This window comes from Escherichia sp. WS338 (assembly GCF_046486405.1).
GTDB classification, from domain to species: Bacteria; Pseudomonadota; Gammaproteobacteria; order Enterobacterales; family Enterobacteriaceae; genus Escherichia; species Escherichia coli.
Window position 1 is genome coordinate 99512 of record NZ_JBJQLL010000012.1, and the last position, 20830, is coordinate 120341.

Genomic DNA, 20830 nt, shown 5'->3' on the forward strand with positions numbered 1-20830 from the left:
CATTTTCGAGCCAGGAGCACACCTATGAGCGTAAAAGTTATCGTCACAGACATGGACGGTACTTTTCTTAACGACGCCAAAACGTACAACCAACCACGTTTTATGGCGCAATATCAGGAACTGAAAAAGCGCGGCATTGAGTTCGTTGTCGCCAGCGGTAATCAGTATTACCAGCTTATTTCGTTTTTTCCTGAGCTAAAGGATGAGATCTCTTTTGTCGCGGAAAACGGCGCACTGGTTTACGAACATGGCAAGCAACTGTTCCACGGCGAACTGACCCGACATGAATCGCGGATTGTTATTGGCGAGTTGCTAAAAGATAAGCAACTCAATTTTGTCGCCTGCGGTCAGCAAAGTGCATATGTCAGCGAAAACGCCCCCGAAGCATTCGTCGCACTGATGGCAAAACACTACCATCGCCTGAAACCTGTAAAAGATTATCAGGAGATTGACGACGTACTGTTCAAGTTTTCGCTCAACCTGCCGGATGAACAAATCCCGTTAGTGATCGACAAACTACACATAGCGCTGGATGGCATTATGAAACCCGTTACCAGTGGTTTTGGCTTTATCGACCTGATTATTCCCGGTCTACATAAAGCAAACGGTATTTCGCGGTTACTGAAACGCTGGGATCTGTCGCCGCAAAATGTGGTAGCGATTGGCGACAGCGGTAACGATGCGGAGATGCTGAAAATGGCGCGTTATTCCTTTGCGATGGGCAATGCTGCGGAAAACATTAAACAAATCGCCCGTTACGCTACCGATGATAATAATCATGAAGGCGCGCTGAATGTGATTCAGGCGGTGCTGGATAATATCGCTCCTTTCAATTGTTGATCTTCCCCCTGGCCGAAGTGACCACTTCGGCCTCTCTCCTTTTTGCTCGCTTTGTGCACTGACTCAAGATTTTTATCTTGCGTTAACTTATTTTTAACTTAATGTATCAATCGCAATCATTTTACTTTCGAATGAAAGAAGCGAGGTTGATATGACTTTTTCCTGTGAGATGCTGCCCACAGATGCGAAAGCAGCTATCCGAGAGATGAAAGCTGCGCTGCGGGAACAGCTCAGTGATGTGCAACAGGTTTTCGATACACTCTCTGCAAAAATCGAAACGCGTGTTGCTGAAATCGATGCCCTAAAAGCGCAAGGGCTGCCGGTTTGGCCGGAAGTTTCTTATAGTGATATTGCCGCAGGTACAGTAAGCGATGCCACTCGCAATGAAATTAAACGTCGCGGTTGTGCAGTCATAAAAGGCCATTTCCCTCGCGAGCAGGCGATGGCGTGGGATCGTGCCATGCTCGATTATCTTGATATCAATCATTTTGATGATGTTTATAAAGGCCCTGGCGACAGTTTTTTCGGCTCGCTGGAGGCTTCTCGTCCCGAAATCTATCCCATTTACTGGTCGCAAGCACAGATGCAGGCGCGGCAGAGCGAAAACATGGCTGCTGTGCAATCTTTTCTAAACCGACTGTGGAAGTCTGAAAGCAACGGCAAACAGTGGTTTAATCCTGATATCAGTGTGATTTATCCAGACAGGATCCGCCGCCGCCCTCCAGGTACTACATCTAAAGGCCTGGGCGCGCATACCGATTCTGGTGCGCTGGAACGGTGGTTATTACCCGCTTATCAGCGCGTTTTTGCCAATGTGTTTAATGGTAATTTCGATGATTACGATCCCTGGGATGCTGCACACCGGACCGATGTCGAAGAGTACACGGTAGATAACACTACAAAATGTTCGGTGTTCCGCACGTTTCAGGGCTGGACGGCGCTCTCTGATATGTTATCGGGTCAGGGATTGTTACATGTGGTGCCTATCCCGGAAGCGATGGCGTATGTTTTATTGCGCCCGCTGCTGGATGACGTACCGGACGATGAACTGTGCGGGGTTGCACCTGGCAAAGTTCTGCCCATTTCAGAGAAATGGCATCCACTACTGCTTAAAGCGCTGACTTCCATTCCCGCGATAACAGCAGGGGATTCCGTCTGGTGGCACTGCGATGTGATTCACTCCGTCGCGCCAGTAGACAATCAACAGGGTTGGGGCAACGTGATGTACATTCCTGCGGCACCGATGTGCGAGAAAAATCGGGCTTATGCACACAAAGTCAAAATGGCGCTGGAAAAAGGCGCATCACCTGGCGACTTCCCGCGGGAAGATTATGAAGCAAACTGGGAAGGCCGCTTTACGCTGGAGGATCTGAACATTCACGGTAAGCGCGCACTGGGCATGGATGTTTGAGAGTTAATGGAAGTGAATTGATGTGGGATTAAGAAAATCGATTCAACGTTACTCAGATTGCTGACAAATGCGCTTTGTTAATGCCTGATGCGGCGTTAACGCCTTATCCGGCCTACAAAGTCCTGCAGATTCAATATATTGCAGGTACTGCGTAGGCCTGATAAGCATAGCGCATCAGGCAATCTTGCGTTTGTCATCAGCCGCCGTCACCCCGACAGTATCGGGCTGACGGATAATAACTTACTCGATCCCTTTACTACGCAGATAATCTTCGTAATTACCGCTAAAGTCGATCACGCGTTCCGGGGTGATTTCCAGAATTCGGGTCGCCAGGGAGCTTACAAACTCACGGTCGTGAGACACAAAGATCAGCGTGCCCTGATACAGTTCCAGCGCCATGTTCAGCGACTCAATGGATTCCATATCCAGGTGGTTGGTCGGTTCGTCCATGATCAGAATGTTCGGCTTCTGCATCATTAACTTACCAAACAGCATCCGCCCTTTCTCCCCACCGGAAAGCACTTTCGCTGGCTTTTTGATGTCGTCCTGGCTGAACAGTAAACGACCGAGAATGCTGCGTACCGCCTGCTCGTCATCGCCTTCCTGCTTCCACTGGCTCATCCATTCGAACACGGTCAGATCATTTTCGAACTCATATTCATGGTCCTGGGCGTAGTAACCAATGCGCGCGTTCTCAGACCATTTTACGGTGCCGCTGTCCGGTTGCAGATCGCCCACCAGCGTTTTCAGCAGCGTTGATTTACCGACGCCGTTGGTACCCAGTACAGCCAGTTTTTCACCCACTTCCAGCAGCAGGTTGAGATTTTTAAACAGTGGACCGTTATCAAACCCTTTAGTCAGACCTTCCACTTCCAGCGCGTTACGGAACAGTTTCTTATCCTGTTCAAAACGGATGAACGGGTTCTGACGGCTGGAGGCTTTCACCTCTTCCAGTTTGATTTTATCAATCTGGCGCGCGCGCGAAGTTGCCTGGCGAGATTTCGAGGCGTTGGCGCTAAAGCGGCTAACGAAAGATTGCAACTCAGCAATCTGCGCTTTCTTCTTGGCGTTATCAGCCAGCAGACGTTCACGCGCCTGAGTCGCCGCCGTCATGTACTCATCGTAGTTGCCCGGATAAACGCGCAGCTCGCCGTAATCCAGATCCGCCATGTGGGTACAAACCATGTTAAGGAAGTGACGGTCGTGCGAGATGATGATCATGGTGCTGTCACGCTCGTTCAGCACCTGTTCCAGCCAGCGAATGGTGTCGATGTCGAGGTTGTTGGTCGGTTCGTCGAGCAGGAGAATGTCCGGATCAGCAAACAGCGCCTGCGCCAGCAGCACACGCAGCTTCCAGCCAGGAGCAACTTCACTCATCGGGCCGTAGTGCTGTTCCACTGGAATTCCCACGCCAAGCAACAGTTCACCAGCGCGAGCTTCCGCAGAGTAACCGTCCAGTTCGCCGTATTTCACTTCCAGATCGGCCACTTTATAGCCGTCTTCTTCACTCATTTCCGGCAAAGCATAGATGCGGTCACGCTCCTGCTTCACTTCCCACAACTCTTTATGCCCCATGATCACCGTATCCAGCACAGTGAACTCTTCAAAGGCAAACTGATCCTGACGCAGCTTACCAATGCGCTCGTTGGGATCGAGGGAAACGTTACCCAACGTCGGCTCTAAGTCGCCGCCGAGGATCTTCATAAAGGTGGATTTACCACTACCGTTCGCGCCAATCAGGCCGTAACGGTTGCCGCCGCCAAATTTGACGGAAATGTTTTCAAACAACGGCTTACTGCCGAACTGCATGGTGACGTTACTGGAAACTAACACAGGCGTATCCTGAAAAGAGATATGACAAACCGCGCATTATGCCATAAATCTGAAAGAAGATCCTGCTCCTCGCTTAAGGTCTACACTCAAGCCAAAGGCAAAAAATGTGATTTCGTACACATCTGATTTCACTGTGAGCTGGAATGAACTTATAATGCGCTTCCAATACTCTAATATTCTCAACCCAATGGCCTGCCAGGCACAAAATCTCGCTTAACATGAATATGAAATTGAAAACATTATTCGCAGCGGCCTTCGCTGTTGTCGGCTTTTGCAGTACCGCCTCTGCGGTAACTTATCCTCTGCCAACCGACGGGAGTCGCCTGGTTGGTCAGAATCAGGTGATCACCATTCCTGAAGGTAACACTCAGCCGCTGGAGTATTTTGCCGCCGAGTACCAGATGGGACTTTCCAATATGATGGAAGCGAACCCGGGTGTGGATACCTTCCTGCCGAAAGGCGGTACTGTACTGAACATTCCGCAGCAGCTGATCCTGCCGGATACCGTTCATGAAGGCATCGTCATTAACAGTGCAGAGATGCGTCTGTATTACTATCCGAAAGGAACCAACACCGTTATCGTGCTGCCGATCGGCATTGGTCAGTTAGGCAAAGACACGCCTATCAACTGGACCACCAAAGTTGAGCGTAAAAAAGCAGGCCCGACCTGGACGCCGACCGCCAAAATGCACGCAGAGTACCGCGCTGCGGGCGAACCGCTTCCGGCTGTCGTTCCGGCAGGTCCGGATAACCCGATGGGTCTGTATGCACTCTACATCGGTCGCCTGTACGCTATCCATGGCACCAACGCCAACTTCGGTATCGGCCTGCGTGTAAGTCATGGCTGTGTGCGTCTGCGTAACGAAGACATTAAATTCCTGTTCGAGAAAGTGCCTGTCGGTACTCGCGTGCAGTTTATTGATGAGCCGGTGAAAGCGACTACCGAACCAGACGGCAGCCGTTACATTGAAGTCCATAACCCGCTGTCTACCACCGAAGCCCAGTTTGAAGGTCAGGAAATTGTGCCAATTACCCTGACGAAGAGCGTGCAGACAGTGACCGGTCAGCCAGATGTTGACCAGGTTGTTCTTGATGAAGCGATCAAAAATCGTTCCGGGATGCCGGTTCGTCTGAATTAATCGTCAAAACGTAAAACAGAGGCGGATTCATAATCCGCCTTTTTTATTTGGCCAGACCCTAGTTGGCTGGGAGTATAACCAACAAAACATATCCCACCAGCGCCGCCCACAACAGCATCGGTATTGAATAGAGATGGAAACGCCACCAGATACGGCGATCGTTCGCCATCCGTAACGCAATCAAATTTGCCAGCGATCCGGGTAATAAACCAAAGCCCCCTACGTTTACCGCCCATGCCAGCAGCAACGACGGCGGCACATAGTTCAGCAACAATATGGTACTCGGCACGTTACTGATCACCTGCGATAAACCGATTGCCGTTAACCATAATCCGGGTTCGGATAAATGACTCACGTTACTTAACACCCCCTGCAAAGCTGGCAGTTGGGTTAGTAAATGGACGTCGATAAACATCGCCATAAACACTAGCAGCAGCGTCCAGTCCACACTGAGCACCACGCGACGTGCCAGCAGCGTAAAGCCCACCGCCACAATCACCAGTCCCCACAGCTCTTGTTTTAACTCCAGCGCCATCAGAAAGACGATATACAGCCCCAGACAACTCCACACCAGCCGCGGTTTCCACTCCGGCGTTTGCGCCCCCGTATGGTATTGCAGCGCCTTTCCAGGGAAACAACACCAGCACAACAGCAGGAGTGTCAGCATCATTGCGCCAGCCAGCGGTGCCATTTGGGCAATAAATCCGGCAAACGAAAGACCAGAACGTCCCCAGATAAGAATATTTTGCGGGTTGCCAATTGGCGTCAGTAGCGAACCAGCGTTGACTGCCAGCGCCTCAAAAATAATCAGCCGATTAACCGGGATCTCACACAGTCTTTTTAGCGTGATAGTCAGCGGAACAACAATAAACAGCGCGACATCGTTGGTCAGAAAGGTAGAAAGCAGCGCCGCCGCCAGCACCATAAACATCGCCAGCCGACGCTCCGTAGCAAAGCGGCGCACCATTTTGCGCCCCAGCACATCAAAATAACCGCTTAACTCCACACCTTTGGTCAGCAGCATCAGGCCGCTTAAGGTGATGATGGTGTGCCAGTCGATAGCAGCAGGCCAGGATTTCGGTGCAAAGGGCACGAAAAAGCTTAATCCGATACCAACAAGAATTAATAACTGAAAAAAACGATCGCCTTGCAGCGTGCGTAAAAAAGGCAGGCTCATTTGGCACCGTGTTTCTGGGTAAACAAACGAAAGGCATCCAGCGTCTCTTCACTAACATGGTGCTCCATGCCTTCCGCGTCGCGACGGGCGATTTCCGGACTGACGCCCAACACCAACAAGAAATTTTCGACTATCTGATGTCGCTCGCGGCTTTCCTGCGCCAGCTTCTCTCCTTCTGCCGTTAAAAACACGCCTCGCCAGGGGATCATTTCAATCAGCCCCATGGTTGCCAGCCGCTTAAGCATTTTAGCCACCGTCGGTTGCGAAACTCCCAGACGAGCAGCCATGTCCACCTGACGAGCTTCCCCCACTTCCCTGATCAAGTCAGAAATCAGCTCAACGTAATCATCAATAAGCTCGCGCCGATGCGCCTCTCTGACCTGGCGGAACCCTTCAACGTGCTCTTCCACGTTCACTAACTGCGTCACTTTTTTTGCTGTTGGCGTACCTGCGCGACGACTCATTGTGCTTCCTCATTATGGTGACGCATACATAGCGTTCTCATTTCGTGCGCACATTGTAAACCAGAGTTGCGAAGGTACAAAAAATTAACGTTTTAGCAATAGCTATATAATATAGCCTGTGCTATATCTGTATGTAATGCAATCATCCCTCAAGGATCGACGGGATTAGCAAGTCAGGAGGTCTTATGAATGAGTTCAAGAGGTGTATGCGCGTGTTTAGTCATTCTCCCTTTAAAGTACGGTTAATGCTGCTCTCTATGTTGTGCGATATGGTCAACAACAAACCGCAGCAAGATAAACCTTCAGATAAATAGCGGCGTCGCGGTACGCCGCTTCACTCCTGCTTTTATGCAGGCATAACGCGTTTTGGTCTGAAAAACCCCACTTTTTGTCGGATTTGCAATCCCCTTCGCAAAAGATTTGTTCGTCAGTAGTTGACCTGAACGGCGGCTCGCTCTATCTTCTTGCAGCCCTGCGTATATTGCGGCTCGCGGATGCGGCCCCCTTTCCCCTCTTCACGCACTCTTGCAGGTATTGACCCTTGACGCCAGGGTAAGCACATGGCGTTTGTTACGATAGTGGCATATGAATTTAACCCTCAAAGAATCGCTTGTTACCCGTAGCCGGGTATTTAGCCCGTGGACTGCGTTCTACTTTTTACAGTCGCTATTAATTAACCTCGGCTTAGGTTACCCCTTCAGTTTGCTCTACACCGCTGCGTTTACGGCTATTTTGCTTTTGCTATGGCGAACATTGCCTCACGTACAAAAAGTTCTGGTCGGTGTCAGTTCGCTGGTGGCGGCTTGTTATTTCCCTTTTGCTCAGGCCTACGGCGCACCTAATTTCAATACATTGCTGGCATTGCACTCCACCAATATGGAAGAGTCGACCGAAATCCTGACGATTTTTCCGTGGTACAGCTACCTGGTCGGCTTATTTATTTTTGCGCTCGGCGTAATAGCAATCAGGCGAAAAAAAGAGAATGAAAAAGCGCACTGGAATACCTTCGACAGCCTGTGTCTGGTATTCAGTGTGGCGACATTTTTTGTTGCTCCCGTGCAAAACCTGGCCTGGGGCGGCGTATTTAAACTGAAAGATACTGGCTATCCGGTATTTCGTTTTGCTAAGGATGTCATCGTCAATAATAACGAGGTGATTGAAGAGCAAGAACGGATGGCAAAACTGTCCGGAATGAAAGATACCTGGACGGTCACTGCCGTTAAGCCGAAGTATCAGACCTATGTGGTGGTGATCGGTGAAAGCGCGCGTCGCGATGCCCTCGGTGCCTTTGGCGGTCACTGGGACAATACCCCGTTTGCCAGCAGCGTTAACGGTTTGATATTTGCTGACTACATTGCCGCCAGTGGCTCCACGCAGAAATCGCTTGGCTTAACGCTCAATCGCGTAGTCGATGGCAAACCACAGTTTCAGGATAACTTTGTCACCCTGGCAAATCGCGCGGGCTTCCAGACCTGGTGGTTTTCCAACCAGGGTCAAATCGGCGAATACGATACCGCCATCGCCAGCATCGCCAAACGAGCAGATGAAGTGTACTTCCTGAAAGAAGGTAATTTTGAAGCAGATAAAAACACGAAAGACGAAGCGTTACTGGATATGACCGCTCAAGTGCTGGCGCAAGAGCACTCGCAACCGCAGCTGATTGTTCTACATCTGATGGGCTCGCATCCGCAGGCCTGCGACCGGACACAAGGCAAATACGAAACCTTTGTGCAATCAAAAGAAACGTCGTGCTATCTCTATACCATGACGCAAACAGACAATTTACTGCGTAAGCTGTACGATCAGTTACGCAACAGCGGCAGTAGCTTCTCGCTGGTTTACTTTTCCGACCACGGTCTGGCCTTTAAAGAGCGCGGCAAAGACGTGCAATACCTTGCCCATGATGATAAGTATCAGCAAAATTTCCAGGTGCCTTTTATGGTCATTTCCAGCGACGATAAAGCGCATCGGGTGATTAAAGCCCGCCGCTCGGCCAATGACTTCTTAGGCTTTTTCTCCCAGTGGACGGGAATTAAAGCGAAGGAAATAAATATCAAATACCCGTTTATATCTGAGAAGAAAGCCGGGCCGATATACATCACCAACTTCCAGTTACAGAAGGTGGATTACAACCATCTCGGAACCGATATTTTCGACCCGAAACCTTAAAAACAAAAATCCGCCCCGAGAGGCGGATTTTTTATATCACCGAAGTGATTAGAAGCGGTAACCAACACCGGCAATCCAGGTGCCTACGTCAACGCTACGAATACGGCTCTGCTCGTAAGAGAAGTCCAGAGCAACGTTTTCCATCGGGTTGAACTGCAGACCAGCACCGTAGGAGAAACCGTAGTCGCTGGTGTCGTGTTTGTAGGTCGGGTATTCAGTGGTCTGGAATTTACCATAACCCACACCCACTACACCGTAGATGCTTGCCCAGTCGTTAATGCGGTAAGCCGGACCAGCAGTGATGCCGTAGTACTGGTTTTTGTTGTAGTCACCAGAGCTTGCAGTACGGCTTTTCTCGGTGTAAGTGAAAGAACCGATCACACCCAGCGGGCTGTTGTCTTCTTCATAGCGGTATTTCAGGTTGAAACCGCCCATTTTGTTCATTTGGCCCTGAGCGTCGCTCTGTGCGTAACCGCCAGTTACAGTAGAAGTCGCAGCTACGGAAGTACCTGCGGTGAAAGCCAGAACTGCGGCCAGTGCTGAAAGACATGCAATTTTTTTCATAACCACCTCAAATGTGATTCAAATAAGTCCTAAGTTTTAAATATATCAAAAATTAATGGGAAACTCTTCGCGATTTGTGATGTCTAACGGGCCATTTCATGTAACAGAACGTTTCCATACACCGCTATCCATCTAAATTTAAATCACTTTTTCAGAGAACTGCATAAGTATTACGCATGTTTTCCCTGTCATTCATCCAGATTATTCCTAATCACCAGACTAATGATTCCATCAATCCTGGCGCATTTTAGTCAAAACGGGGGAAAATTTTTTCAACAAATGCTCAACCAGCATTGGGTATATCCAGTACACTCCACGCTTTACTTAGGTTTAGATATTTGTGGGAGAAAGGATGCCTGGTTCATTACGTAAAATGCCGGTCTGGTTACCAATAGTCATATTGCTCGTTGCCATGGCGTCTATTCAGGGTGGAGCCTCGTTAGCTAAGTCACTTTTTCCTCTGGTGGGCGCACCGGGTGTCACTGCGCTGCGTCTGGCATTAGGAACGCTGATCCTCATCGCGTTCTTTAAGCCATGGCGACTGCGCTTTGCCAAAGAGCAGCGGTTACCGCTGTTGTTTTACGGCGTTTCGCTGGGTGGGATGAATTATCTTTTTTATCTTTCTATTCAGACGGTACCGCTGGGTATTGCGGTGGCGCTGGAGTTCACCGGACCACTGGCGGTGGCGCTGTTCTCTTCTCGTCGCCCGGTAGATTTCGTCTGGGTTGTGCTGGCGGTTCTTGGTCTGTGGTTCCTGCTACCGCTGGGGCAAGACGTTTCCCATGTCGATTTAACCGGCTGTGCGCTGGCTCTGGGGGCCGGGGCTTGTTGGGCTATTTACATTTTAAGTGGGCAACGCGCAGGAGCGGAACATGGCCCTGCGACGGTGGCAATTGGTTCGTTGATTGCAGCGTTAATTTTCGTGCCAATTGGAGCGCTTCAGGCTGGTGAAGCACTCTGGCACTGGTCGGTTATTCCATTGGGTCTGGCGGTCGCTATTCTCTCGACCGCTCTGCCTTATTCGCTGGAAATGATTGCCCTCACCCGTTTGCCAACGCGCACATTTGGTACGCTGATGAGCATGGAACCGGCGCTGGCTGCCGTTTCCGGGATGATTTTCCTCGGAGAAACACTGACACCCATACAGCTGCTGGCGCTCGGCGCTATCATCGCCGCTTCAATGGGTTCTACGCTGACAGTACGCAAAGAGAGCAAAATAAAAGAATTAGACATTAATTAAATTTACATTTCTGCATGGTTATGCATAACCATGCAGAATTTATCGCTACTTTTCCTCTACACCGTCTTTATATATCGAATTATGCAAAAGCATATTTATTCCGAAAATTCCTGTCGAGCAAATAAATAAGAATTGTTCTTATCAATATATCTAACTCATTGAATCTTTATTGGTTTTGTTTTTTCACGCTTGTTACCACTATTAGTGTGATAGGAACAGCCAGAATAGCGGAACACATAGCTGGTGCTATACTTAGTCTCGTTAATTACTGGGACATAACATCAAGAGGATATGAAATTATGAGTACCGCTAAATTAGTTAAATCAAAAGCGACCAATCTGCTTTATACCCGCAACGATGTCTCTGACAGCGAGAAAAAAGCAACAGTAGAGTTGCTGAATCGCCAGGTTATCCAGTTTATTGATCTTTCTTTGATTACCAAACAAGCGCACTGGAACATGCGCGGCGCTAACTTCATTGCCGTACATGAAATGCTGGATGGCTTCCGCACCGCACTGATCGATCATCTGGATACCATGGCAGAACGTGCAGTGCAGCTGGGCGGTGTAGCTCTGGGGACCACTCAAGTTATCAACAGCAAAACCCCGCTGAAAAGTTACCCGCTGGACATCCACAACGTTCAGGATCACCTGAAAGAACTGGCTGACCGTTACGCAATCGTCGCTAATGACGTACGCAAAGCGATTGGCGAAGCGAAAGATGACGACACCGCAGATATCCTGACCGCCGCATCTCGCGACCTGGATAAATTCCTGTGGTTTATCGAGTCTAACATCGAATAAATCCATCGCTGATGGTGCAGAACTTTAGTACCCGATTAAAGCGGCTTCCTGACAGGAGGCCGTTTTGTTTTGCAGCCTGCCTCAACGCACTTATTTAGTGCATCCTTCTGCTATCCCCAGCTGATTAAGTAAATTTTTTGTATCCACATCATCACACAATCGTTACATAAAGATTGTTTTTTCATCAGGTTTTACGCTAAATAATCACTGTGTTGAGTGCACAATTTTAGCGCACCAGTTTGGTGCCCCAGAATGGTGCATCTTCAGGGTATTGCCCTATAAATCGTGCATCACGTTTTTACCGCATCTCGATAAATCAATGAGTTGCAAAATTGGCACGATTTTTTCATATATGTGAATGTCACGCAGGGGATCGTCCCGTGGATAGAAAAAAGGAAATGCTATGAAGTCTGTATTAAAAGTTTCACTGGCTGCACTGACCCTGGCTTTTGCGGTTTCTTCTCATGCCGCGGATAAAAAATTAGTTGTCGCGACGGATACCGCCTTCGTTCCGTTTGAATTTAAACAGGGTGATAAATATGTAGGCTTTGACGTTGATCTGTGGGCTGCCATCGCTAAAGAACTGAAGCTGGATTACGAACTGAAGCCGATGGATTTCAGTGGGATCATTCCGGCACTGCAAACCAAAAACGTCGATCTGGCGCTGGCGGGCATCACCATTACCGACGAGCGTAAAAAAGCGATCGATTTCTCTGACGGCTACTACAAAAGCGGCCTGTTAGTGATGGTGAAAGCCAACAATAACGATGTGAAAAGCGTGAAAGATCTCGACGGGAAAGTGGTTGCTGTGAAGAGCGGCACTGGCTCCGTTGATTACGCGAAAGCAAACATCAAAACTAAAGATCTGCGTCAGTTCCCGAACATCGATAACGCCTATATGGAACTGGGCACCAACCGCGCAGACGCCGTTCTGCACGATACGCCAAACATTCTGTACTTCATCAAAACCGCCGGTAACGGTCAGTTCAAAGCGGTAGGTGACTCTCTGGAAGCACAGCAATACGGTATTGCGTTCCCGAAAGGTAGCGACGAGCTGCGTGACAAAGTCAACGGCGCGTTGAAAACCCTGCGCGAGAACGGAACTTACAACGAAATCTACAAAAAATGGTTCGGTACTGAACCGAAATAATAACGCTACGCCTGTAAGGCGCACTGGCAGTTCCCTCTCCCCTCTGGGGAGAGGATTAGGGTGAGGGGCGCAAACCCGCTCCGGGGCCATTAATTACCCTGAATTTGATTATTTACACCACGGTAACAGGAACAACATATGCAGTTTGACTGGAGTGCCATCTGGCCTGCCATTCCGCTTCTGATTGAAGGTGCCAAAATGACCCTGTGGATCTCGGTCCTCGGTCTGGCTGGCGGCCTGGTGATCGGATTGCTGGCAGGTTTTGCACGCACCTTCGGTGGTTGGATAGCCAACCACGTCGCGCTGGTCTTTATTGAAGTGATCCGCGGCACACCTATCGTCGTCCAGGTGATGTTTATCTATTTCGCCCTGCCGATGGCGTTTAACGACTTACGCATCGACCCGTTTACTGCGGCGGTGGTCACCATCATGATCAACTCCGGCGCGTACATTGCGGAAATCACGCGTGGTGCGGTGCTGTCTATTCACAAAGGTTTTCGTGAAGCAGGACTGGCGCTCGGTCTTTCACGTTGGGAAACCATTCGCTACGTCATTTTACCGCTGGCACTGCGTCGTATGCTGCCGCCGCTGGGTAACCAGTGGATCATCAGCATTAAAGACACCTCGCTGTTTATTGTTATCGGCGTGGCGGAACTGACCCGTCAGGGGCAAGAAATTATTGCCGGTAACTTCCGCGCCCTTGAGATCTGGAGCGCCGTGGCGGTGTTCTATCTGATTATTACCCTGGTGCTGAGCTTTATTCTGCGTCGTCTGGAAAGAAGGATGAAAATCCTGTGATTGAATTTAAAAACGTCTCCAAGCATTTTGGTCCAACCCAGGTGCTGCACAATATCGATTTGAACATTGCTCAGGGCGAAGTCGTGGTGATTATCGGGCCGTCCGGTTCCGGTAAATCGACCCTGCTGCGCTGCATCAACAAACTGGAAGAAATCACCTCCGGCGATCTGATTGTCGATGGCCTGAAGGTTAACGATCCGAAAGTTGATGAGCGCCTGATTCGCCAGGAAGCGGGTATGGTGTTCCAGCAGTTTTACCTCTTCCCGCATCTGACGGCGCTGGAAAACGTCATGTTTGGCCCGCTACGCGTGCGTGGCGCGAATAAAGAAGAGGCGGAAAAACTGGCGCGTGAGCTGCTGGCGAAAGTCGGTCTGGCAGAGCGTGCACATCACTACCCTTCCGAACTTTCTGGTGGTCAACAGCAGCGTGTGGCGATTGCCCGCGCGCTGGCGGTGAAGCCGAAAATGATGCTGTTTGATGAACCGACTTCCGCTCTTGACCCGGAACTGCGCCATGAAGTGCTGAAGGTTATGCAGGATCTGGCTGAAGAAGGGATGACGATGGTAATCGTGACCCACGAAATCGGTTTTGCCGAGAAAGTAGCTTCGCGCCTGATCTTTATCGACAAAGGCCGGATTGCGGAAGATGGCGATCCGCAGGTGTTGATCAAGAACCCACCGAGCCAGCGCTTGCAGGAATTTTTGCAGCACGTCTCTTAACTTCTCAGCCTCCCTTTCCTCCGAAAGGGAGGCACACCAGATTCCTCTCATTTAAAATCGCCCCTCCTCCAGCATCTATACTTATCTTTTTGCTCTGTTTTCTCACTGGAGGAGTCATGCGGTGGATCCTGTTCATCCTCTTCTGCCTGCTGGGCGCACCTGCCCACGCGGTATCCATACCCGGCGTTACAACCACAACGACAACGGACTCAACGACTGAACCGGCCCCGGAACCGGATATCGAACAAAAAAAAGCGGCCTATGGTGCACTGGCGGATGTGCTGGATAATGACACCTCACGTAAAGAGTTGATCGACCAGTTGCGCACCGTCGCCGCTACGCCTCCTGCGGAACCCGTACCGAAGATCGTGCCGCCGACGCTGGTTGAAGAGCAAACCGTGCTGCAAAAAGTCACCGAAGTCAGCCGCCATTATGGTGAAGCCCTTTCCGCCCGCTTCGGACAACTTTATCGCAATATCACCGGCTCCCCGCATAAGCCGTTTAATCCACAAACCTTCAGCAATGCGTTGACCCATTTTTCAATGTTAGCGGTATTAGTGTTTGGTTTTTACTGGCTGATTCGCCTGTGCGCACTTCCGCTGTATCGCAAAATGGGCCAGTGGGCGCGGCAAAAAAATCGTGAGCGCAGTAACTGGTTGCAGCTTCCGGCGATGATTATCGGGGCGTTTATTATCGACCTGCTGTTACTGGCACTGACATTATTTGTCGGTCAGGTTTTAAGCGACAACCTGAATGCGGGCAGTCGCACCATCGCTTTCCAACAAAGTTTGTTTCTCAACGCCTTTGCCCTGATTGAATTTTTCAAAGCTGTACTACGCCTGATTTTTTGCCCAAATGTGGCGGAGCTGCGCCCGTTCACGATTCATGACGAGACCGCCCGTTACTGGAGCCGTCGCCTGAGCTGGTTAAGCAGTTTGATAGGTTATGGCCTGATTGTGGCCGTGCCGATTATCTCTAATCAGGTGAATGTACAAATTGGCGCGCTGGCGAACGTCATCATTATGCTGTGCATGACCATCTGGGCGTTGTACCTGATCTTTCGTAATAAAAAAGAGATTACCCAACATTTGCTCAACTTTGCGGAGCATTCGCTGGCCTTTTTCAGCTTGTTTATCCGCGCCTTTGCGCTGGTGTGGCACTGGCTGGCAAGCGCCTATTTTATCGTGCTGTTTTTCTTTTCGTTGTTCGATCCGGGCAACAGCCTGAAATTTATGATGGGTGCAACGGTGCGCAGCCTGGCGATTATTGGTATCGCAGCATTTGTTTCCGGTATGTTTTCCCGCTGGCTGGCGAAAACCATCACCCTCTCGCCACATACTCAGCGAAATTATCCGGAGCTGCAAAAACGGCTGAATGGCTGGCTTTCGGCGGCGCTGAAAACGGCGCGTATTCTGACAGTCTGCGTGGCGGTAATGCTGCTGTTGAGCGCATGGGGATTATTCGATTTCTGGAACTGGCTGCAAAACGGTGCGGGGCAGAAAACCGTAGATATCCTGATCCGTATCGCACTCATTCTTTTCTTCTCGGCGGTTGGCTGGACGGTGCTCGCCAGTTTGATCGAAAACCGGCTGGCTTCGGATATTCATGGCCGCCCACTACCCAGCGCCCGTACGCGTACCCTGCTGACGCTGTTCCGTAACGCGCTGGCGGTGATTATCAGTACCATCACCATCATGATTGTGTTGTCGGAAATCGGCGTTAATATCGCGCCGTTGCTGGCAGGTGCCGGGGCATTAGGTCTGGCTATCTCTTTTGGTTCGCAAACGCTGGTGAAAGATATTATCACCGGGGTATTTATTCAGTTTGAAAACGGCATGAACACTGGAGATTTGGTGACTATCGGGCCGTTGACCGGCACTGTGGAACGGATGTCGATTCGCTCCGTGGGCGTGCGCCAGGATACCGGGGCGTATCACATCATTCCGTGGTCTTCGATAACCACCTTTGCTAACTTCGTCCGCGGTATTGGTTCGGTAGTGGCAAACTACGATGTTGATCGCCATGAAGATGCTGATAAAGCCAATCAGGCACTGAAAGATGCGGTAGCAGAATTGATGGAAAACGAAGAAATTCGCGGGCTGGTTATTGGTGAACCGAACTTTGCCGGGATTGTCGGCTTAAGCAATACCGCGTTTACACTGCGTGTTTCGTTCACCACGCTGCCACTCAAACAGTGGACGGTCCGCTTTGCCCTCGACAGCCAGGTGAAAAAACATTTCGACCTGGCGGGTGTTCGCGCGCCGGTGCAGACTTATCAGGTGCTGCCAGCTCCGGGCGCGGCCCCGGCTGAACCGTTGCCGCCGGGGGAGCCAACGCTTTAACGCTGGCGATTGACAAAACGGCGGCGCTGCTCGTCGTTCATAAAGGTCCAGGCTATAAAGCGGCTCTGCTTTTGCCCCTGGGCCATCTCTTTTTTTACCACCTTCACCGCACCTACGTCCGTCAAAGCACGATACAACGGCGGTAAGTTTTCACCACGAGATACCAGCGAGGTAAACCACATCACCTGCTTCGCGAAGCCTTTGCTCTCTTCAATCATCTTTTTGATAAAAGCGACTTCACCGCCTTCACACCACAACTCCTGTTGCTGACCACCAAAGTTCAGTGCATCGTCTTTGTTCAGCCCCAGGTTACGGCGTTTACGTTCACTACCTGCCCGTGCCGCAGCGGCGGAATCGTGGAATGGCGGGTTACACAAGGTCGCATCGTATTGCTCGTTTTTATGGATGATGCCGTTAAAAATCGCCCCACTCTCTTTTTGCCGACGCAGACGAATGGCGCGGTTAAGCCCCGGATTAGCACTGATGATCGCCTGCGCACTGCTTAACGCCTGGCTGCTGGTTTCACTACCGGTAAAACGCCAGCCATATTCATGTACGCCAATCAGCGGATAAATACAGTTCGCACCAACACCGATATCCAGAATGCTGGCATTAGCTGGAATTGTTCCGCTTGCTTCAGCCAGTAAATCGGCAAGGTGATGAATATAATCCGCCCGGCCCGGTACTGGCGGGCAGAGAAAACCGTCCGGGATATCCCAGTTCGCTACGGCGTAAAAATGGGCCAGCAACGCCTTATTGAGCGCCTTCACCGCCAGCGGATTGGCAAAGTCTACGCTTTGCTCCCCGGCGGGTGTAAGCGTGAGGAATTGCCTGAGTTCAGGATTGACCTGACAAAGCGTGGCGAGATCGTAGCGGCTGTGATGACGGTTGCGCGGATGCAACCCCGGTTTCTGGGCGGACATAGCATTCTCCTTTAAGCAGCGGCGTAAGATACCCGCATAACGCGACAGGGTAAATATCTGGCTGCGTTTATCATTTCTAAAAACCTTCACATGGCTATGGTTTATGGTAATTCACCATAAAAATCATCATCATGCATGTCATTGATTTATCTTATTTTGTAAAAATATATTGTTCAAAAAATAAGCGCATCTCTGTCAATTTTTTGCGTCATTTTCATCGCGCAGGCGACCTACACTTATCTGGCACTACCCGTTGTATTTATGAGGATGTCATTATGAAAAAGTGCCTCACACTACTGATTGCCACCGTCCTGAGCGGAATCTCTCTCACGGCTTATGCCGCGCAACCGATGAGTAACCTGGACAGTGGTCAACTACGGCCCGCCGGTACCGTTTCGGCAACTGGCGCATCAAACCTAAGCGATCTGGAGGATAAACTGGCAGAAAAAGCGCGCGAACAAGGCGCGAAAGGTTATGTCATTAATTCCGCAGGCGGAAATGACCAGATGTTCGGTACTGCAATCATCTACAAATAACCCCACCAACGTAACTGCATTCGCCTCTGGATGCAGTTTTCGTCCAATTTGTAAGCAAAAAACATCAAATATGAACGCAATGTAAATAAATGTATTTCTTTTTCGCGCAATGGGTGATAGAAAATCGCGCCAAGTGATAATGCTTATCAAAATTATTATCACTTGCACGGACGCTATCACGGGATTAACAGTGGCATCGCATCCGCAGAGATGCTTTCTCGTGACAGTGAAAATTTCACCATATAAGAAAAAGTCACCTGCAAAATGGAAAACAATCGCAATTTCCCTGCCAGACAATTTCATTCGCTCACGTTCTTTGCCGGTCTTTGTATTGGTATTACGCCTGTGGCGCAGGCACTCGCTGCCGAAGGGCAAGCTAACGCGGATGACACGCTGGTTGTCGAAGCATCAACGCCTTCGCTTTATGCGCCACAACAATCTGCCGATCCGAAATTCTCGCGTCCGGTAGCGGATACTACCCGCACGATGACGGTGATTTCTGAACAAGTGATTAAAGATCAGGGTGCAACCAACCTTACCGACGCGCTCAAAAACGTCCCCGGCGTGGGTGCGTTTTTTGCGGGTGAGAACGGTAACTCCACCACTGGCGACGCCATTTATATGCGCGGTGCCGATACCTCTAACAGTATTTATATCGATGGCATTCGCGATATCGGCAGCGTCTCGCGCGACACCTTCAATACCGAGCAGGTCGAAGTAATTAAAGGGCCGTCCGGCACCGACTACGGGCGCAGCGCGCCGACAGGCTCGATCAATATGATCAGCAAACAGCCGCGCAATGATTCCGGCATTGACGCCTCCGCCAGTATTGGCAGCGCCTAGTTCCGCCGCGGCACGCTGGACGTCAATCAGGTCATTGGTGATACCACTGCGGTGCGCCTGAATGTAATGGGCGAAAAAACGCACGATGCCGGACGCGACAAAGTCAAAAATGAGCGTTACGGCGTCGCCCCTTCTGTCGCTTTTGGCCTTGGTACAGCGAATCGTTTGTATCTTAATTATCTGCATGTCACCCAGCACAACACGCCAGACGGCGGCATTCCGACTATCGGTTTACCGGGTTATTCTGCCCCATCTGCGGGAACAGCGGCTCTGAATCATTCCGGAAAAGTTGATACTCATAACTTTTACGGCACGGATTCCGATTACGACGATTCGACCACCGACACCGCTACCATGCGTTTTGAGCACGACATCAACGATAACACCACCATTCGCAATACTACCCGTTGGTCGCGCGTGAAGCAGGATTACCTGATGACGGCGATTATGGGCGGGGCGTCGAATATTACCCAGCCCACCAGCGATGTGAATAGCTGGACCTGGTCACGCACGGCGAATACTAAAGATGTGAGTAATAAAATTCTCACCAACCAGACCAACCTGACCTCGACGTTCTATACCGGCGCTATCGGTCATGATGTCAGTACCGGCGTGGAATTTACCCGTGAAACGCAGACTAACTACGGCGTTAATCCGGTGACGTTACCTGCGGTAAATATTTATCATCCTGACAGCAGCATTCATCCCGGCGGCCTGACGCGCAACGGCGCAAACGCCAATGGTCAGACGGATACCTTCGCAATTTACGCCTTCGATACGCTGCAAATCACCCGTGATTTTGAGCTGAACGGCGGGATCCGTCTGGATAATTATCATACTGAATATGACAGTGCCACCGCCTGCGGCGGCAGCGGACGCGGTGCCATCACCTGCCCTGCTGGCGTGGCAAAAGGTTCTCCGGTCACCACCGTCGATACCGCCAAGTCGGGCAATCTGGTGAACTGGAAAGCCGGGGCGCTGTATCACCTGACGGAAAACGGCAATGTCTATATTAACTATGCCGTTTCCCAGCAGCCTCCGGGCGGCAACAACTTCGCCCTTGCGCAGTCTGGCAGCGGTAACAGTGCCAACCGCACCGATTTTAAACCGCAAAAAGCCAACACCAGCGAGATTGGCACCAAATGGCAGGTTCTGGATAAACGCCTGTTGCTCACCGCCGCGCTGTTCCGTACTGATATCGAAAATGAAGTTGAGCAAAATGATGACGGAACTTACTCGCAATACGGTAAGAAACGCGTCGAAGGCTATGAGATATCCGTGGCCGGGAATATCACTCCCGCGTGGCAGGTGATTGGCGGCTATACCCAGCAAAAAGCAACCATCAAAAACGGCAAAGATGTTGCCCAGGATGGTTCCTCATCGCTGCCGTATACCCCGGAGCACGCCTTTACCTTATGGAGCCAGTATCAGGCAACCGATGATATTTCCGTTGGTGCGGGCGCACGCTATATCGGCAGTATGCATAAAGGTTCTGACGGCGCGGTGGGAACGCCAGCGTTTACCGAAGGTTATTGGGTCGCCGACGCTAAACTGGGGTATCGGGTTAATCGCAATCTCGACTTCCAGCTAAACGTCTACAACCTGTTTGATACCGATTACGTCGCCTCAATCAACAAGAGCGGCTACCGTTATCACCCGGGCGAGCCAAGAACCTTCCTGCTCACGGCCAATATGCATTTCTGATTCAGATGTGGGGCGCAGGGCTCACTTATGTTGATGGCGAGAACAGGACTGCCTGATGCGCTGCGCTTATCAGGCCTACAAGGTTGTGCAATGCATTGAATTCACATCATTTGGTAGGCCGGATAAGGCGTTCACGCCGCATCCAGCATGAACAAAGCACCTGCTGTTAAAAATC

The 20830-nt window shown here is 50.5% G+C and carries 18 protein-coding genes and 1 pseudogene; 13 read left to right on the top strand and 6 right to left on the bottom strand.

What is annotated here, in order from left to right; genetic code table 11:
- Positions 1-24 precede the first annotated feature (24 nt).
- Entirely contained in the window at positions 25-840 is an 816-nt protein-coding gene (gene ybiV / locus ACJHWT_RS13175; protein WP_000114264.1) for a sugar-phosphatase YbiV, read from the top strand.
- Positions 841-991: 151 nt separating this feature from the next.
- The gene (locus ACJHWT_RS13180) at positions 992-2251 is read left to right on the top strand and encodes a DUF1479 domain-containing protein (protein ID WP_000144237.1); all 1260 of its coding nucleotides are present in this window, start codon (positions 992-994) and stop codon (positions 2249-2251) included.
- A 240-nt stretch (positions 2252-2491) separates the two neighbouring features.
- On the opposite strand, the gene ACJHWT_RS13185 is transcribed toward ACJHWT_RS13180, so the two are convergent.
- Positions 2492-4084 carry an ABC-F family ATPase gene (locus tag ACJHWT_RS13185; protein ID WP_000961441.1) on the bottom strand — a complete coding sequence of 531 codons (1593 nt, stop codon included), beginning with the start codon at positions 4082-4084 and terminating at the stop codon, positions 2492-2494.
- 218 nt (positions 4085-4302) lie between these two features.
- On the opposite strand from ACJHWT_RS13185, the gene ldtB reads away from it, so the two are divergent.
- Complete coding sequence (ldtB, locus tag ACJHWT_RS13190; RefSeq protein WP_001056384.1) at positions 4303-5223, top strand: L,D-transpeptidase; 921 nt, start codon at positions 4303-4305, stop codon at positions 5221-5223.
- A gap of 58 nt (positions 5224-5281) precedes the next feature.
- Here ldtB and ACJHWT_RS13195 read toward each other — a convergent pair whose 3' ends face one another.
- Entirely contained in the window at positions 5282-6400 is a 1119-nt protein-coding gene (locus tag ACJHWT_RS13195; RefSeq protein WP_000056421.1) for an anion transporter, read from the bottom strand.
- Positions 6397-6864 (bottom strand): manganese-binding transcriptional regulator MntR, encoded by a 468-nt coding sequence (mntR, locus tag ACJHWT_RS13200; RefSeq protein WP_000091016.1) that lies wholly within the window; start codon positions 6862-6864, stop codon positions 6397-6399. The genes ACJHWT_RS13195 and mntR overlap by 4 nt, the downstream gene beginning before the upstream one ends.
- Positions 6865-7049: 185 nt before the next feature.
- Here mntR and mntS point away from each other — a divergent pair, with 185 nt between their 5' ends.
- Together mntS and opgE are read left to right on the top strand one after the other, a co-directional pair.
- Positions 7050-7178, top strand: coding sequence for a manganase accumulation protein MntS (gene mntS / locus ACJHWT_RS13205; protein ID WP_001001761.1), 129 nt, complete (start codon positions 7050-7052; stop codon positions 7176-7178).
- Between the two features lie 271 nt (positions 7179-7449).
- A complete protein-coding gene (opgE, locus tag ACJHWT_RS13210) occupies positions 7450-9033 on the top strand; it encodes a phosphoethanolamine transferase (protein WP_001054648.1) in 1584 nt (527 codons plus the stop codon).
- A 48-nt stretch (positions 9034-9081) separates the two neighbouring features.
- Here the strand turns inward: opgE and ompX are convergent, their stop codons facing one another.
- Together ompX and ACJHWT_RS13220 are read right to left on the bottom strand one after the other, a co-directional pair.
- Complete coding sequence (gene ompX, locus ACJHWT_RS13215; protein WP_001295296.1) at positions 9082-9597, bottom strand: outer membrane protein OmpX; 516 nt, start codon at positions 9595-9597, stop codon at positions 9082-9084.
- A 52-nt stretch (positions 9598-9649) separates the two neighbouring features.
- Positions 9650-9715, bottom strand: coding sequence for a protein YliM (locus ACJHWT_RS13220; protein WP_120795379.1), 66 nt, complete (start codon positions 9713-9715; stop codon positions 9650-9652).
- A 234-nt stretch (positions 9716-9949) separates the two neighbouring features.
- Here ACJHWT_RS13220 and rhtA point away from each other — a divergent pair, with 234 nt between their 5' ends.
- The 6 genes from rhtA (at position 9950) to ybiO (ending at position 16649) form a co-directional block, all read left to right on the top strand.
- Complete coding sequence (gene rhtA / locus ACJHWT_RS13225; protein ID WP_001295297.1) at positions 9950-10837, top strand: threonine/homoserine exporter RhtA; 888 nt, start codon at positions 9950-9952, stop codon at positions 10835-10837.
- 299 nt (positions 10838-11136) lie between these two features.
- Positions 11137-11640, top strand: coding sequence for a DNA starvation/stationary phase protection protein Dps (gene dps / locus ACJHWT_RS13230; RefSeq protein ID WP_000100800.1), 504 nt, complete (start codon positions 11137-11139; stop codon positions 11638-11640).
- A 403-nt stretch (positions 11641-12043) separates the two neighbouring features.
- Complete coding sequence (gene glnH / locus ACJHWT_RS13235; RefSeq protein WP_000843866.1) at positions 12044-12790, top strand: glutamine ABC transporter substrate-binding protein GlnH; 747 nt, start codon at positions 12044-12046, stop codon at positions 12788-12790.
- Positions 12791-12928: 138 nt separating this feature from the next.
- Complete coding sequence (glnP, locus tag ACJHWT_RS13240; protein ID WP_001159065.1) at positions 12929-13588, top strand: glutamine ABC transporter permease GlnP; 660 nt, start codon at positions 12929-12931, stop codon at positions 13586-13588.
- Complete coding sequence (glnQ, locus tag ACJHWT_RS13245; protein ID WP_000569080.1) at positions 13585-14307, top strand: glutamine ABC transporter ATP-binding protein GlnQ; 723 nt, start codon at positions 13585-13587, stop codon at positions 14305-14307. Before glnP ends, glnQ begins: the two co-directional genes overlap by 4 nt.
- A gap of 116 nt (positions 14308-14423) precedes the next feature.
- Positions 14424-16649, top strand: a complete 2226-nt coding sequence (gene ybiO, locus ACJHWT_RS13250) for a mechanosensitive channel protein (RefSeq protein ID WP_001267233.1) — start codon at positions 14424-14426, stop codon at positions 16647-16649.
- On the opposite strand, the gene rlmF is transcribed toward ybiO, so the two are convergent.
- Positions 16646-17572 carry a 23S rRNA (adenine(1618)-N(6))-methyltransferase RlmF gene (gene rlmF, locus ACJHWT_RS13255; RefSeq protein ID WP_001275941.1) on the bottom strand — a complete coding sequence of 309 codons (927 nt, stop codon included), beginning with the start codon at positions 17570-17572 and terminating at the stop codon, positions 16646-16648. The genes ybiO and rlmF overlap by 4 nt on opposite strands.
- Positions 17573-17847: 275 nt before the next feature.
- Here rlmF and mcbA point away from each other — a divergent pair, with 275 nt between their 5' ends.
- Both mcbA and ACJHWT_RS13265 read left to right on the top strand, forming a co-directional pair.
- On the top strand, positions 17848-18108 hold the full coding sequence (gene mcbA / locus ACJHWT_RS13260; RefSeq protein ID WP_000710618.1) for a DUF1471 family periplasmic protein McbA: 261 nt from the start codon (positions 17848-17850) through the stop codon (positions 18106-18108).
- Positions 18109-18372: 264 nt separating this feature from the next.
- Positions 18373-20655 (top strand): annotated as a pseudogene (locus tag ACJHWT_RS13265) (catecholate siderophore receptor Fiu).
- Positions 20656-20830 lie beyond the last annotated feature (175 nt).

What these genes read in the sequence shown, in the direction of transcription:
- ACJHWT_RS13195 (WP_000056421.1), bottom strand. Translation starts at nt 6,400, where the DNA reads ATGAGCCTGCCTTTTTTACGCACGCTGCAAGGCGATCGTTTTTTTCAG.
- opgE (WP_001054648.1), top strand. Translation starts at nt 7,450, where the DNA reads ATGAATTTAACCCTCAAAGAATCGCTTGTTACCCGTAGCCGGGTATTT.
- glnP (WP_001159065.1), top strand. Translation starts at nt 12,929, where the DNA reads ATGCAGTTTGACTGGAGTGCCATCTGGCCTGCCATTCCGCTTCTGATT.
- mcbA (WP_000710618.1), top strand. Translation starts at nt 17,848, where the DNA reads ATGAAAAAGTGCCTCACACTACTGATTGCCACCGTCCTGAGCGGAATC.
- mntR (WP_000091016.1), bottom strand. Translation starts at nt 6,864, where the DNA reads ATGAGTCGTCGCGCAGGTACGCCAACAGCAAAAAAAGTGACGCAGTTA.
- ompX (WP_001295296.1), bottom strand. Translation starts at nt 9,597, where the DNA reads ATGAAAAAAATTGCATGTCTTTCAGCACTGGCCGCAGTTCTGGCTTTC.
- ybiV (WP_000114264.1), top strand. Translation starts at nt 25, where the DNA reads ATGAGCGTAAAAGTTATCGTCACAGACATGGACGGTACTTTTCTTAAC.
- dps (WP_000100800.1), top strand. Translation starts at nt 11,137, where the DNA reads ATGAGTACCGCTAAATTAGTTAAATCAAAAGCGACCAATCTGCTTTAT.
- rlmF (WP_001275941.1), bottom strand. Translation starts at nt 17,572, where the DNA reads ATGTCCGCCCAGAAACCGGGGTTGCATCCGCGCAACCGTCATCACAGC.
- mntS (WP_001001761.1), top strand. Translation starts at nt 7,050, where the DNA reads ATGAATGAGTTCAAGAGGTGTATGCGCGTGTTTAGTCATTCTCCCTTT.
- ACJHWT_RS13180 (WP_000144237.1), top strand. Translation starts at nt 992, where the DNA reads ATGACTTTTTCCTGTGAGATGCTGCCCACAGATGCGAAAGCAGCTATC.
- ldtB (WP_001056384.1), top strand. Translation starts at nt 4,303, where the DNA reads ATGAATATGAAATTGAAAACATTATTCGCAGCGGCCTTCGCTGTTGTC.
- rhtA (WP_001295297.1), top strand. Translation starts at nt 9,950, where the DNA reads ATGCCTGGTTCATTACGTAAAATGCCGGTCTGGTTACCAATAGTCATA.
- glnH (WP_000843866.1), top strand. Translation starts at nt 12,044, where the DNA reads ATGAAGTCTGTATTAAAAGTTTCACTGGCTGCACTGACCCTGGCTTTT.
- ybiO (WP_001267233.1), top strand. Translation starts at nt 14,424, where the DNA reads ATGCGGTGGATCCTGTTCATCCTCTTCTGCCTGCTGGGCGCACCTGCC.